Annotated in this window: 11 protein-coding genes; 8 read left to right on the top strand and 3 right to left on the bottom strand. The window is 61.2% G+C overall.

All coding sequences use genetic code 11. The annotated features are described in order from the left end of the window. Positions 1–78: 78 nt before the first annotated feature. Positions 79–849: an FCD domain-containing protein gene (locus R2855_12460; GenBank protein MEZ4531819.1), complete on the bottom strand. Its 771-nt coding sequence runs from the start codon at positions 847–849 to the stop codon at positions 79–81. A 287-nt stretch (positions 850–1,136) separates the two neighbouring features. Here R2855_12460 and typA point away from each other — a divergent pair, with 287 nt between their 5' ends. Both typA and R2855_12450 read left to right on the top strand, forming a co-directional pair. Next, positions 1,137–3,032 carry a translational GTPase TypA gene (typA, locus tag R2855_12455; GenBank protein ID MEZ4531818.1) on the top strand — a complete coding sequence of 632 codons (1,896 nt, stop codon included), beginning with the start codon at positions 1,137–1,139 and terminating at the stop codon, positions 3,030–3,032. 228 nt (positions 3,033–3,260) lie between these two features. After that, a complete protein-coding gene (locus tag R2855_12450; GenBank protein ID MEZ4531817.1) occupies positions 3,261–4,745 on the top strand; it encodes an MDR family MFS transporter in 1,485 nt (494 codons plus the stop codon). An 11-nt stretch (positions 4,746–4,756) separates the two neighbouring features. Here R2855_12450 and R2855_12445 read toward each other — a convergent pair whose 3' ends face one another. Further along, entirely contained in the window at positions 4,757–5,647 is an 891-nt protein-coding gene (locus R2855_12445) for a glycerophosphodiester phosphodiesterase (protein ID MEZ4531816.1), read from the bottom strand. A 143-nt stretch (positions 5,648–5,790) separates the two neighbouring features. Between R2855_12445 and R2855_12440 the strand changes: the two genes are divergently transcribed. Further along, positions 5,791–6,522: an HAD family hydrolase gene (locus R2855_12440; protein ID MEZ4531815.1), complete on the top strand. Its 732-nt coding sequence runs from the start codon at positions 5,791–5,793 to the stop codon at positions 6,520–6,522. Positions 6,523–6,713: 191 nt separating this feature from the next. After that, positions 6,714–7,937, top strand: coding sequence for a crosslink repair DNA glycosylase YcaQ family protein (locus R2855_12435; GenBank protein ID MEZ4531814.1), 1,224 nt, complete (start codon positions 6,714–6,716; stop codon positions 7,935–7,937). Here R2855_12435 and R2855_12430 read toward each other — a convergent pair. Further along, positions 7,929–9,752, bottom strand: a complete 1,824-nt coding sequence (locus tag R2855_12430) for an ABC transporter ATP-binding protein (GenBank protein MEZ4531813.1) — start codon at positions 9,750–9,752, stop codon at positions 7,929–7,931. The genes R2855_12435 and R2855_12430 overlap by 9 nt on opposite strands. A 314-nt stretch (positions 9,753–10,066) precedes the next feature. On the opposite strand from R2855_12430, the gene R2855_12425 reads away from it, so the two are divergent. The 4 genes from R2855_12425 (at position 10,067) to R2855_12410 (ending at position 14,141) form a co-directional block, all read left to right on the top strand. After that, on the top strand, positions 10,067–11,143 hold the full coding sequence (locus R2855_12425; GenBank protein ID MEZ4531812.1) for an endo-1,4-beta-xylanase: 1,077 nt from the start codon (positions 10,067–10,069) through the stop codon (positions 11,141–11,143). Between the two features lie 80 nt (positions 11,144–11,223). After that, positions 11,224–11,955: a hypothetical protein gene (locus R2855_12420; GenBank protein ID MEZ4531811.1), complete on the top strand. Its 732-nt coding sequence runs from the start codon at positions 11,224–11,226 to the stop codon at positions 11,953–11,955. 471 nt (positions 11,956–12,426) lie between these two features. Beyond that, positions 12,427–13,137, top strand: coding sequence for an amidohydrolase family protein (locus tag R2855_12415; protein MEZ4531810.1), 711 nt, complete (start codon positions 12,427–12,429; stop codon positions 13,135–13,137). Positions 13,138–13,343: 206 nt separating this feature from the next. Beyond that, on the top strand, positions 13,344–14,141 hold the full coding sequence (locus R2855_12410; protein ID MEZ4531809.1) for a hypothetical protein: 798 nt from the start codon (positions 13,344–13,346) through the stop codon (positions 14,139–14,141).

Here is a 14,141-nt window from a genome sequence, read left to right as displayed (position 1 = left end):
CTCTGAACCTCTGACGAAACCATAGCCTCGTGCCGAATGGAATCGAAGTGCCGGCGCAACACTGGGCCGGCGGCCAGGTCAGCTTCGCTCCTTTCCGTAAACATTGCGCCAGAGTGGCCGGAAACCAATGCGGGAAGACGTCGTTTCGAAATGCGCGATCAGCGCCTCGCGAGCGGCAGGGCCGTCCCGCCGGATGGCCGCGGCGGCAATCGCCTCGTGCTCCAACAGGTCTTGCTGGCTGTATCCCACCGGACGAGGCGGATCGGCCGCGCGGACAACAGAAATCGCGTAGACCGCATCCAGCAGCGCGGCGATGATGCGGTTGTCCGAACGGTTCATGATCACGCGATGCATGCCAATATCCGCGTCGGTGTCGGTGTAGCCCTGTTTGGAACTTGCGCGCATGGCGTCGAGGTAGGCGAGAATCTGGTCGCAATCCTCATCCGTGAGTTGCTCGACCGCATCGCTGACTGCGGCGATCTCGAGCAGACAGCGTGTCTCAGCGAGATCCTTCACAGAGAACGATTGGATCAGGAAATCCGAGGTCACCTGGCCGAGATAGGACTCGACATTGAGAGCCCGCACGAATCGGCCAACGCCCTTGCGTGTCTCGATCAGACCGACCGCTTCCATGCCGCTGAGCGCCTCACGTATCAGCGGGCGGCCGACGCCCATCTGGGTCGCGAGCCAAGCTTCGGAGGGTAATCGGTCTCCAGGCTGGAGGTTGTTGTCGACGATGTATTCCTGCAGCCGCGTGTGCACTTCGGCGACGAGCGAAACCGACTCGATCGGTCGAATGCTGGCCGTCGTCACGGAGCTTGGAGTTTGCAGGGTTGAAGACTTGCTCACAGGGAACCCATCTTCTCTTTTGTAAGATGTCTTACAGCCAAGTCTATCGACCGTGAGGGCGCCTTGTCAATGGCTGCGAGGACCGTGACAGAAATTCTCACAGAGTCGACCGTATGCCGGGAATGCCCCTTGGTCCGGGCGCATCGGACCCGATTTCGGCGCGAAAGCTGGAACCGATCGGTTTCTTCTGTCAAACTATGCAGGTTGCGCCGGTCGCCGACGTCCGCGAGACCGGCGCCTTTTTGTGTCCAGTCGCGCATCCCGTTCAATTCGAGACCTGCAAACACATGACGACCGAACTCGAAGCACGCCCTACAGAGGAAGAGCGCCGTATGGGCCACGACATGCTCGCCACGAATCTGCGCAATGTCGCAATCATCGCCCACGTCGACCACGGAAAGACCACCCTGGTCGACGGTCTCCTGAAACAATCGAATGTTTTCCGTGATCCCGACGCCGCCGGCGAGCTCATCATGGACGCGAACGACCTCGAACGCGAGCGCGGCATCACCATCCTGGCCAAGAACACCGCCATCTTCTACGAAGGCGTCAAGATCAACATCATCGACACCCCAGGTCATGCCGACTTCGGCGGCGAGGTCGAGCGTGTCCTCAACATGGCCGATGGCTGCCTCTTGCTCGTCGATGCCGTCGAGGGGCCTATGCCACAGACCCGCACGGTCCTCCAGCGCGCGCTGGAAATCGGCTTGCGCCCGATCGTCGTCGTGAACAAGATCGACCGGCCCGCGCAGCGTTCGGAGGAAGTGATCGGGCTTACCCAGGATCTCTTCCTCGATCTCGCCAGCGATGCCGATCAGCTCGATTTTCCGGTTGTCTACGCGATAGCCCGGGAGGGCCGCGCAGGGTTCGCTCCCGACGCGCTGACCAGCGATCTGCGTCCGCTCCTCGATACGATCCTGTCGTCGATTCCGGCGCCGGCAGTCGATGTCGAGGCGCCTGCTCAGCTCCTGATTGCATCGCTCGACTACGACACGCATCGCGGACGGGTCGCGATTGGCCGCATTCATCGCGGGACGATCAAGGCTGGCGACACGATGCTGCAGATCGATCCAGACGGCGAGCAGCAGCGGCAGCGCATCACCACGCTCGAGACCTTCGACGGACTCAAGCGCAAGGAAATCCAACAGGCCTCAGCCGGTGACATCGTTGCCATCTGCGGATTTGCCGATGCCAAGATCGGCGCGACGCTGGCCGATCCATCCGCGCCGGATGCGCTTGCTCCCATCGCGATCGAAGAACCGACTCTGAAGCTCTCGTTTGGCGTCAACACGTCGCCGTTTGCGGGTCGGGAAGCGAAGTTCTCGACCTCTCGCCAGTTGCGCGAACGCCTCTTTCGCGAGCTGGAAACCAACCTGTCGCTGCGCGTCGAATCGACCGATCAGGCCGATGTCTTCTCGGTTTCCGGCCGCGGCGAGCTGCACCTCTCGATCCTGATCGAAACGATGCGCCGCGAAGGCTACGAGTTCCAGGTATCCCGCCCGGAAGCGATTACCCGCACGATCGATGGCGAGACATACGAGCCCATCGAGCACCTGCTGATCGATACAACCGAGTCGTTCGTCGGCGCGGTCACCGATTTGGTCGGTGGACGCCGCGCGCAGATGATGAACATGGTCAACGATGGCCGCGGCAATGTGCGCCTCGAATTCGCGATCCCGACCCGCGGACTCATCGGTCTGCGCAACGCGTTCCTGACCGCCACCAAGGGCAATGGGGTCATGGCATCCCGTCTGATCGGTTTCGAGCCGTTCTACGGACCCATCGATTCGCAACGCACCGGCGCGCTGGTTGCCTCAGAAACCGGAGTTGCCCTGGCCAACGGGATCGCCAACGCACAGGAACGCGGCGTGATCTTCATCGATCCGCAGACCGAGGTCTACGAGGGCATGATCGTCGGTCAGCAACCGCGCCAGGGCGATCTGGTGGTCAACGTCTGCCGCGCCAAGAAGCTCACCAACATCCGCTCCAGCACCTCGGACATCGCGGTCAAGCTGACCCCTCCGGTAGTTCTGAGTCTGGAGCAATCGCTCGACTTCCTGGCTGACGACGAGCTGCTGGAGGTGACACCCAAGTCCTACCGTCTCCGCAAGCGGCTCCTATCCCAGGACGACCGGGCGAAAGAGCGCAAACGCGCGGCGATCGCAGCTGGACAGTCCTACTAGGCGGGATTTTGGGGTCAGCGCTTCGTTCCCCAACGCAAATGCTCGACGGGAGAGAGGGGCGGAAGAACGATCCGCTCCTTTTTCGACTTCAGCGAAGAACCTGTACTCAGTCTCGTGTCGTTCGGCGGATATGGCGGATGGATTCTCGGCGTTGCCGAGTATCCTAGCCAGAATGTCGTCGTCGCGCACTGAAGGTCCAGGACTCCTTCGACTGGAAACGTGATCGGAATGGCCCGCGTGGGCTCGCGCAAGCTCAACCAGAAACTCGTCGTGGCCGTGGTGTACGTCTGCGGCATGATGATGAACTCGCTCGATTCGACCATGGTCACGGTGGCGTTCGCGACGCTCGGCCGCGAGTTCGGCCGCACGCCGGACGAGATGCAGGGCATCCTGATCGGCTATCTGGTCAGCATGGCCATGTTCATTCCGGCTTCCGGCTGGCTGGGAGACCGGTTCGGCACCAAGCGCATCTTCTTGCTCGCGTTGGGAATTTTTACCCTGGGTTCCCTCTTGAGCGGCATGGCGCAAAGCTACGAGATGCTGGTCGGAACGCGCATCATCCAGGGCGCCGGCGGCGGACTGATCATCCCGGTGGGGATGGCGATGCTCTATCGCACGTATCCTCCAGAAGAACGGGTGCGCATCTCGCGCATCCTCATGTTCGCGCTCATCATCGGTCCAGCCTGTGGCCCCCTTGTGGGTGGCTTCCTGGTGGAGAAGTTCTCCTGGCACGCGATTTTCTTCGTCAATGTCCCGGTCGGGCTTACCGCGCTCGTGTTTGGCGGTCTCTTTCTCGAGGAGCACACGGAAGCGGCGCCAGGCGGATTCGACATCGCCGGATTCGTCCTGGGCAGCTTCGGGCTGGCCTGTGTGATGTTCGCGCTCAATCAGGGGAACCGGCAGGGGTGGACAGCGCCGCTGGTGCTTGCCGCCGCTGGCATCGGGATCGCCCTGATGCTCTCGTTCGTCTACGTCGAGCTGCACAAGCCGGAGCCGATGGTGCAACTTCGGCTCTTCAAGAACAAGCTGTTTGGCGCCACAGCCGTCGTCTCGTTCTTCTCGTCGGCGGCATTTCTGGGAATCCTCTTCGTGACGCCGGTCTTCCTGCAGGAGGGGAGGGGCGTGAGTCCCCTCGAATCTGGTCTGACCACCTTCCCCGAGGCCATTGGTGTCGTCTGCTCGACCCAATTGGTCGCGCGGCTCTATCCCAGATTCGGGCCACGCAGGCTCATGGTCGGCGGCATGGCCGGGCTTGGGTGCGTGGCGCTCATCATGTCCCGCCTGACGCTGGAGGGTGGTCCCTGGCCGGTGCGTATCCTCATGTTCGCGCTCGGGGTGTGCATGGCCTACATCTTCCTGCCCAACCAGGCCGCCAGCCTGGCAACGGTTTCGAAGTCCGAGACAGGCCGTGCATCGACGCTCTTTTCGGTGCAACGCCAGTTGGGTAGCGCGATCGGGATCGCGGTCCTCGGGAGCGTGATGGCTGTCGTCGGTACGACCGTCGGGGGGACCATCGACGGGCCGCCTAACGTCGATGCGTATCACGCCGCCTACATGGCTGCTGCGGTAATCGCGTTCATCGGCTCGCTGCTCGCGTTGCGCGTTCCGGATAGCGAAGCCGCGCACACCATGGTGCGCCAGACGAAAGTCAAGCGAAAGAAACCCGCGCCCAAGCGTGATTCGCTTGCTGACCAGAACACCGTCAGCAGTTGAGCGGTCGAGGCCTAGTGCTCTCCAGGCGTCTCGACCGCCATGTCGAAGAAGGCGAGATTGTCGGTGGTCACTGAGTCGACACCGAGCGACGCCAACTCCACCAGGCGCTCGACGTCGTTGACGGTCCACGCGTCGATCGCGTAGCCGTGCTCCTTGAGCGCGAGGATCCGCTCAGAAGTCAGCGCCCATGCGGGAATCGAAATGCCGTCGACCCCTTCGACGCGACCGTCTTTCAACAAGAGCTCATCGATCTCAGCCCCATTCGAGAGCGAGAGGAACTGCAGAGTATTGGGCAGCGCCACATCCAGCATGATCAGCGCGTCGTGATTCTTGGATACCAGGATGATCTGCTGTTCGGTCGGCCGCGCCTGGATGAATTGCACGAGCTGAAGCAGAGCCTTCTCGCCGGTCGACTTCAGATCGAGTTTCAAGACGGTGGCATCCGCGGAATAGGCCCACGCTTCTCGCAGCCGAGGGGCCTGCCACGCCCTGAGTGGCACGTAACTCGACGGCGAACTGTGGGTCGCGTAGAGCACACCGTTCACCAAACGAACGTCGATCTCCATGCCCATGGCTTGATGATGCAAAGCGCGCTGGGCGGTCTCCTGCTGATTGCCGGCATTGTGCGCCACGAGCAAGACCGCAGGCAGGTACACCGGGGTGCTGCCGGAGTAGGGGACGTAGAACTGAATCTGCCGCTGGCCGAAGACAGCCTGACGGGCTTCCAACGAGAAGTCCCCGCCAACGGTAAACCCAAGCGCAACCACCATCGCAAGGAACAGTTTTCCTACGCGGCCAATGGTTTTGCGGATTGCCGTGTGGGCAACGGTCATAGCGTCTCCAATCGTGCAGCCACCCGCCTCGATCATCAGGCGCGGATAGGTCGCTCGTTCTTGTGACATCGGCGGTGACTGGTTCAAGTTTACGGTGAGCGATGGGTGTCCGCGCATATACGTTCGTGACCGAGAGTCGCCACGAACGGACCGGATTTCTGACAACAGGACACCCTGTACGTTCCATTTCCGCTTACACGTCGATTACAAGCGTGCCGGGATCACGCACTACACTCCTCACCATGAACAGCTACCAAAACGCTCGCCAGACCATGCTGATCGACGCAGACGACACGCTCTGGCACAACAACATCTACTTCGAGCAGACGACCGAAACCTTCATCGACTACCTGCGGCATACGTCTCTCGGCCGGGACGAGATCAAGCAGGTCATCATGGAGATCGAGCACGCGAATCTCCAGACGAAGGGCTACGGCGCTGAGAGCTATGCAAATAACCTGGTGGAAGCCTATCGCCGGCTCTCCGAACGGGAAATCGACCAGAAACAGCTCGATGACGTCTTCAATTTCGGTATGAGCATTCTCGATGCCGACATCGAACTGCTCCATGGGGTGAGCGAAACGCTGGAAGAGCTCAGTTCGCGTCATGAGCTGGTCCTCTTCACCAAAGGGAACCCCGACGAACAGCGCAGCAAGATCGAGCGCTCAGGCATTGCCCAGCATTTCCTCCATGTCGGCATCGTGCCGGAGAAGGACGTGCGCGCATATGTCGAGGTCATCGCGACGGTGAACGCGGTAACCGACCGCACCTGGATGGTGGGCAACTCGCCTCGCTCTGACATCAATCCGGCGTTGAACGCCGGGATGGGAGCGGTCTTCATTCCATACGACCGCACCTGGGAACTCGAAATCGAAGAGATTCACGCCACCGACGGCCGGTTTCTGCAACTCGAGCGGTTTTCCGAGCTGACACTGCACTTCTAGCCCGATATGCGTCGTTGTGCGGCGTGATCTCAGACGATCTCATGCCGGCAAGGTATTCCGCGTTGTAGCAAGCGAACCCAGCACTCGACTGGCGTACTATCCGCGCGTTCGTGTTTCGCCAGCGATACGCTCGAACATCGCGACTCGGTCCCGGGCGGCAACTCCGCCATGCCAAAGGAAAGCTCCGTCCCATGCCAGCTTTGCCATCGTCGATGTCGATCCCGGCGGCCCGCGCCATGCTCCTCGCCGCCCAAGGGATCGAGCCCGGACCGGCAAAACCAGCCACGAGGGGGACGGTCCGTTCGGCGATCACGCGCATGGGTCAGTTGCAAATCGATACGATCTCGGTGGCGAACCGCAGTCCGTACCTGGTGCTGTTCGCGCGCATCGGGTCGTTCGAAACCGTCTGGCTCGAGCAACTTCTGGCCCAGGGCAAGATCTTCGAAGCCTGGTCGCACGAGGCGTGTTTCCTACCGATCGAGGACTACCCGATAGCGGCTGCCCGATTCGCCGAGCCGAAGCCATGGCGCAAGCGCAATCGCGACTTTCTCGCTGCGCACGAAGACAGAGCGCGCGAGCTTATGGAGCTCATTCGGACCAGCGGACCGGTGCGCTCGTCCGATTTCGAACGAGAAGCGCCGCGCAACGGCGGCTGGTGGTCGGAGCGCAAGCACGAGAAGTTGATTCTGGAAGGTCTCTTTGCCGAAGGGCACGTGATGATCGTGCGGCGCGACAACTTCCAACGTGTCTATGGCTTGCGAGAGATGGTGCTGCCGGACTGGGAGGACCATCATGCCGCGTCGATGGACGATGCCGACGATTTCATGGTGGCCAAAACGGTTGCGGCGCTTGGCGTGGCCCCTGCCCGCTGGATCGCAGACTACTACCGCATGCCGGTTGCCCGCGCCACCGCCGCGCTCAAACGGTTGCTGGAACGGGGCACCGTGCTCGAGACATCGATCGACGAGGTAGGAACGGCGTTCGTGCACGAAGCGAATGTGAGTCTCGCGAGCAAGGCCGCCAGAGGAAAGCTCGCTCCCGGGCGCACCGTGCTTCTGTCTCCGTTCGATCCTGTGGTGTGGCATCGATTGCGCGCGTCCGAGCTGTTCGGATTCGACTACACCATCGAGTGCTACACCCCCGCGGAGAAGCGAATCTATGGCTACTTCACTCTGCCGATCCTGCATCGTGGGGAGCTGGTCGGCCGGCTGGATCCCAAGGCACACCGCGCCAACGGCGTGTTCGAGGTCAAAGCGCTCCATCTCGAACCCGGATTCAGCCCGGACGAGCGCTTCGTCACTGAACTGGCCGACGCGCTCGCCGGATTCGCTGCATGGCACGGAACTCCAGAGGTCCGCATCACGCGATCGAATCCGGTCGTGCTGCGCGATGAGCTTGTTGCGGCGCTAGGCTGACGCTCTCGCCCAGTCCGGGCCAGGAGCCGATGCGAACTCCGCGGCAGGCAGCGGCTCCAGATAGCTCTCGGCCTGCAGGCTGAACAGCTCGGCATATCGACCACCCAACATCATCAGCTCCGCGTGCGTGCCTTGCTCGATGAGCTTGGCATTCTCCAGCACCAGAATCCGGTCGGCGCGCCGCGTCGTCGAAAATCGGTGGGAGATGAAGATCGCCATGCGCCCTTCGGCCAAGCGCTTGATGCGGGCGAAGAGGTCGTATTCCGCTTCTGCGTCGAGCGCTGAGGTCGGCTCGTCCAGGATCAGGATTTGCGCGTCGCGCATGAACGCGCGCGAGAGCGCGACACGCTGCCATTCGCCCCCGGAGAGCTGGTGACCGTCTTCGAACCATTTACCAAGAATCGTGTCGTACTGATCGGGCAGACCTTCGATCAACTCCGTGGCGCCGCCACGCAACGCCGCCGATTCGATGGCGCTCCGGTCGAGCACCCGTTCGACGTTGCCCACACCGATGTTCTCGGCCACCGGAAGCTGATACATCGCATAGTCCTGGAACATCATGCCGAACTGCTTGCGCAGCTCACGTGGATCGTAGTCGCGCACGTCGACGCCATCGATCAGGATTTGACCCTCTTGCGGGTCATAGAGGCGCCCGAGAAGCTTCACGATGGTCGACTTCCCGGCCCCGTTCTTGCCGACCAGGGCAATCGTCTCGCCCAATCCGATGGTGAAGGAGACATTGTCCAGCGCGGGTTCGGTGCGCCCAGGGTAGGTGAAGGAGACGTTGCGAAATTCGATGCCCTGCTGGAATGGAACTCGGACGGGCACCGGATGCTCCGGAGCGTCGATCAGAGGTTTCCGGTCGAGTAGATCGTACAGCGTCGACAGGTAGAGACCGTGCTCGTAAATGCTCTGAAACCCGCCCAACAGACCCTGGAACGAATTCTGCACCTGCTGTGCCGCCTGGGTGAAGACGGTCAGCTGCCCCAGCGAAATGACGCCTTTCACCGCCTGTACCGCGACGTACAGGAATGTCGCCGAACTGGCGACGATGGTCAGCGCTCCCCAGCCAAACCCCGCCAGATAGCGGCGGATGAGCAGACTGCGCGTCTCCGCGTAGTACCCCTGGGCGATGTCGTCGTACCGGCCGATGAAGTGATCGCCGAGCGTATAGAGCTTGATTTCTTTGTTGAAGGAGTCGGTGGTCAGGACATTCGTCAGATACGACATCATGCGTCGCGTCGGCGAGAGCCGGCGCATCTGTTGGAATCCCCACCAGCTATAGCGAGAGCCGGAAACAAAGGCGGGAATAGGGGAGAGCAAGGCGGCAATGGCAATCCAGGGCGAAAGCCCGATCAGTAGCCCAACCATCGTGGCGAATGTGATGAGCGACCGGATCAGCCCGAAGACGCCCGAAACCATCATCACCGGGCGGCTGGCCGATTCGCGTTGCGCTTGTTGCAGCTGATCGTAGTAGGACGCGTTCTCGAAATCGGCAAGGTCGAGCGTGTTGGCGTGCCGCATGATCATCTGCTGCACATGAATGGTCAATTTTTCCTGCAGCAGTTGCTGGTCGATGTTGCTCAGTGTCTGGAAGAGCGACCCCGCCAGGAAGAGCAAGAGTTGGGCAATCGCCAGAATGACGATCGAGCGGATGAACGGATCGATATCGTCCGCGCCGATGCCGGCGGCGACCTCATCGATCAACGCTCCCGCGAGCCACACCTGAAGCGCGGGAATGACAGCCAGCAGCAACGTCAACGTTGCAAGCGCGATGGTCTGCCACTTGCTCGTCTGCCAGACAAGCTGAAACACCCGAACCGTCGAGGTCCAGGTCTGCGAGACTCCGTGACGAAGCGACTCCCACCTGGGGCGCTTGCTTCCTGATTCTGGGTCGGGTCTTGACGTGGAGTTGATGCGCGGGCGCGGGTTGCGTCCGCCATGGATTGGAGATGGATCGAACAATTGCTTCTCGTGCGCCTCCTCTTGTTTTCCGGCTCGCCTCGAACCGGAATCACACTACATGCGAAAATCGGTGCGGCACAATTGTCCGGTTACGCTATTCGTCCGCCAACCCCCACTTCGGGGTCGCCCAAACGGCTAGGGTGATGTTCGCCGCCATGAAGCCAATGATCCGAACGATAACCTCAGCGTTCGAGCTTCGAGCAATACGACTCTGGCTGGTGCTCATCGTGCTGTTCGCGATGCTCGATCCGCATGCCAGCGCCGGCTATCAGTCGCAGTCGCAAAAAGACCCGCTCTTCGGATTCGCCATCAACGCGAGAGTCGTGACCCAGTTTCCCGATTTCCTACCGTACTACGGAGTCACGTCGGTCACACCTGACAACGCGATGAAAATGGAGACGATCTACGGGTGCGATGGCTGGTTCGACTTTTCGGCCGCCGACCAGCTCCTCGACTATGCCGATTGGTACGGCTTCGAGTTTCATGGTCATGCGGTGGTCTGGCACCGGCAAACCTCATGGTGCGCCGATTGGTACACGAAAGATGACTTCGAGACGTATGTGCGCACCGTCGTCGGCCATTACTGCGGCCGTATCCCTTCGATGGACATCGTGAACGAGGCGCTCGGAAGCACGACGCGCTATCGCACGGAGGAAGAGAGCGTCTGGAAGCGGCTCTACGGCAATGACGACTACATCGTCGATGCCTTCCGCTGGGCGCGTGACACATGCCCTGAGATGAGGCTCTACTACAACGACTATCTGATCGAGTGGGGTGTGAAGGCCGAGCGCATGCTTTCACTCGTGCGCAGACTGGCGAACGACGGAATCATCGACGGCGTTGGCTTCCAGGCGCATCTGGATCGTCATGCGAAGCTCGATCGGTTCGCGGAAACCATGGACCGGGTAGCCGAGCTCGGTCTCGAGTTTGCGATTTCCGAGCTGGACGTGCGCCTGGGCGAACCGCATTGGGAGCTCTCGATCGAAGATCTGCAAGCGCAGGCGGACATCTACCGCGAGGTGGCTCAACTCTGTCTCGAGCGTCCGGCATGCGTGCGATTGACCGTGTGGGGCATCGACGACGGTCATTCGTGGATCAACACAGACTTCGAGTTTGGGCAGATCCCCGATGCGCCCCTGCTGTTCGATCGCGGGTTCTGGCCGAAACCTGCCTATTGCGACGGAATTCAGGACGTCTTGTCACTCCCCGAGGGGGATTGCCCACTCGTGGAAGGCGGGTAGACCGACGTTGCTGCGTTTCGGTTCGGCGCCGCCACGCAGCGCCGCGGTGCTCGGTCGGTTTCGATCTACGGAGGAACTGTTTGAAGGCGCTCGACTACTCTCGCTCGTTCGTCACGTTCTTCACGACTCCAGAACAGGGTGGGAATATTGCCCGCATTCAGATCGATGCCACAAGCAGGGTCGACAGTTGGGGACCGAATGGTCAGGCCGGTGAGTTTCACCTGATTGCGCCCTGCCGCAGCGAGCAGATGTACCTCGATGGCCAGCTCTTTCAGATGCCGAACTACGAGTTCTGCGGCATCTTTGCATCGAATGAGTTGGTCCTCTTGCGCACCCATTGGACCAGCGACCGTGAATCGCCGGAATACGCCAAACCCGATGTACGGTTCGAGCGCATTGCCATCGACCTGACTCCCGGCCATTTCGAACCGCTGGAAACCGATGCGGATGTCGTGCAGGCAACGCTCGACAACCGCCGCCTGGTAGTCCGAACCGAACTGACCGACCCAACCAACGGCACGCGCGCGGTCATCGACTATCCAATCAAGACGATGAATGTCCGCCAGGAGCCCATGAGCTTCCAGGTCGACACTGGGCCGCTCCTCGTGCCACGTTGGGATGTCGCCGATCTCGCCCCTCCGCTGCGCTTCGACGTGGCGCACGTCGTCTACTGGCAACGCGACCGGGCTGAGTTCGTGCTTCGACGACCGCATGTCGTGGGGGAGGGGAGCCACGGCCCGATCTGTGTCACCGACTACACCGAGTTGCGATTCGAGTCAGCGAGCAACTCTATTCTGGGCGAGGTGGTGTGACCGATCTCCAACTCACCATCGAGTGGTTCGAGAAGTTCACGGGCTTGGCCAGAGCACGACAGCCGGACGAGAGGTCGTTCGGTCGCCTGGCGAATTGCGATGGTGATTCGATCGATGTTGTCACTGACCGGGTTTCGAGGCTCGACAGGGAGGAGCAATGAACGGGTTTCATCTGGGAGTCGTGCGCCTGGAGTGCAGTCCCTCCAGGAGGATTGGGCGGAGGCGCGCGACCGGAAAGGATGGGGGACCGATCTGCACGATGTCGTGTGGCGTCCCGAGTCGGATTCTCGGTCTGGGCGGTGAACCACGCACCGTGCTCCAGCCGCATCGCAAAGACGTCTGCCGGGCCGAAATGCCGCTTGGCGAACCACGCGCCCTCGATCTCGATAGGGCTCCCTCATGAAGGCCATCGATGTTCACGGCCACTTTGGGCCCTATGACCGTGGTCTTGGATCACGGGTCGATGGCTTCATGTCTGCGAGCGCAGATCAGGTAGCGCAACGAGGGCTCGCGTGTGGCATCGAGATAACGATCGTCTCCGCTATTAACGGATTGATGCCGTATCGCGGCAACGCGGTGCTCGGCAATCAGGATGCGGCCGAAGCTGCCGAATCGAATCGCGCGTTGCGCTTCTGGACGATCGTCGATCCGCGTCTCCCCGAATCGTTCGCCCAATCAGCCGTCTTGCTCAGCCATCCCGGTTGTGCGGGCATCAAGATCCATCCGCATGCGCACGACTACGAAATTCGCGAGCATGGACCGGCGCTCTTCGCGTTTGCCGCTGAGCGCAATGCCGTCGTCTTGACGCACTCCGGCGATATCGGCAGCTATCCGGAGGACTTTGTGCCATTCGTCGACCGCTATCCGAACATCCAGCTGATCCTGGCGCATCTCGGAAATAGCGACGACGGTTCGATCTCTCGGCAAGTGGAAGCGATTCAGCGCGCGCGCAATGGGAATCTCTGGGTGGACACATCGTCGACGCGCTCGATGTACAGCGGTTTGATCGAATGGGCCGTCGAGCAAATCGGTCATGACCGCATTCTGTTCGGCACCGACACACCGCTCTACTGGGCGGGGGCCCAGAAGGGGCGCATCGAAAGCGCGCAGGTCGATGATGACGCGAAACAGGCAATCCTGTGGGACAACGCTGCCAGGCTCCTTGGATTTGGCCCTAACTGATCCGGCACTTCGAAGTTCGGTAGGGGGACGCAATCGAATGGCGGCTCCGACCGGAATCTGGGGCCGCCAAACAGTCAGATACTCGCTCTATGTCAGCGCATGTGCGCCAGCACCGCCCGAGTAACCATAACGTTTCCTTCGATTTCCTGTGCTCCTTCGGCTGTATGCTTTCGCCGATTCGGTGAAGTAGGGGCGCAGGACTGGACATGCCACAGGTCGCGGGGAACGAACTCATCGTTGTAGCGGGCGACTATGAGCCAGGTATGCAATTGGCGGATGTGCATATCCACACCCGCCATTCAGACGGATGGTTCGACGAAGCTCGCCTGGCCGAAGCAGCCTTGGCCGCTGGACTGGATGCGTTGGTCGTTACCGACCATGACGAGGTTCGGTCCGGATTCGAACTGCGCGACTATGTGACCCGCCGGTCGCTGCCCCTGACGATCTACCCGGGAAGCGAAATCACCGCACGCATCGACGGACATGACGTTCACATCTTGGCGCTCGGCATCGAAGACGATATTGCTCCGTGGCAAGATCCGGCCTGGACAGTCGAACAGGTGGTGGCGATGGGTGGCGTTCCAGTCCTTGCGCACCCGTTCAAGAACGGCACCGGGTATCTCCGCGCGTTTCGGGACCTCGAACTGAGCGTTCCGGTCTCGCTCGAGGTCTACAACGCCTCGATCGCCGACATCGATCGTTTCGATCCACGCGCCCGGCGACATGGCATCGACCGAAACGGAGCCGCGCTTGCTTACCACGAGCGCCATCGTGACCAGCTGATGGGGCCAATCGGAGCAACAGATGCGCATTTCCGAAGTGTCGGACGGGGGATTACTGCCTTTCGCGGCGATCTCCTGGCAGCCATCCGAGCTGGGCAAACGGCCGTCGTGCACGACACGCGCTTCGAACGCGCGCGACCGCGAGACTTCGTCACGTACGCCACCGGTCTTCGATCGATGAAGCACCGTCGTGCCGCAAAATGGGGCTGTGCGGCGACGTAG

This window comes from Thermomicrobiales bacterium (genome assembly GCA_041390825.1).
In the GTDB taxonomy this organism is placed as follows: domain Bacteria; phylum Chloroflexota; class Chloroflexia; order Thermomicrobiales; family UBA6265; genus JAMLHN01.
The sequence above is the reverse complement of the archived record's forward strand: the minus strand, read 5'-3'. Positions and strand labels throughout refer to the sequence as shown.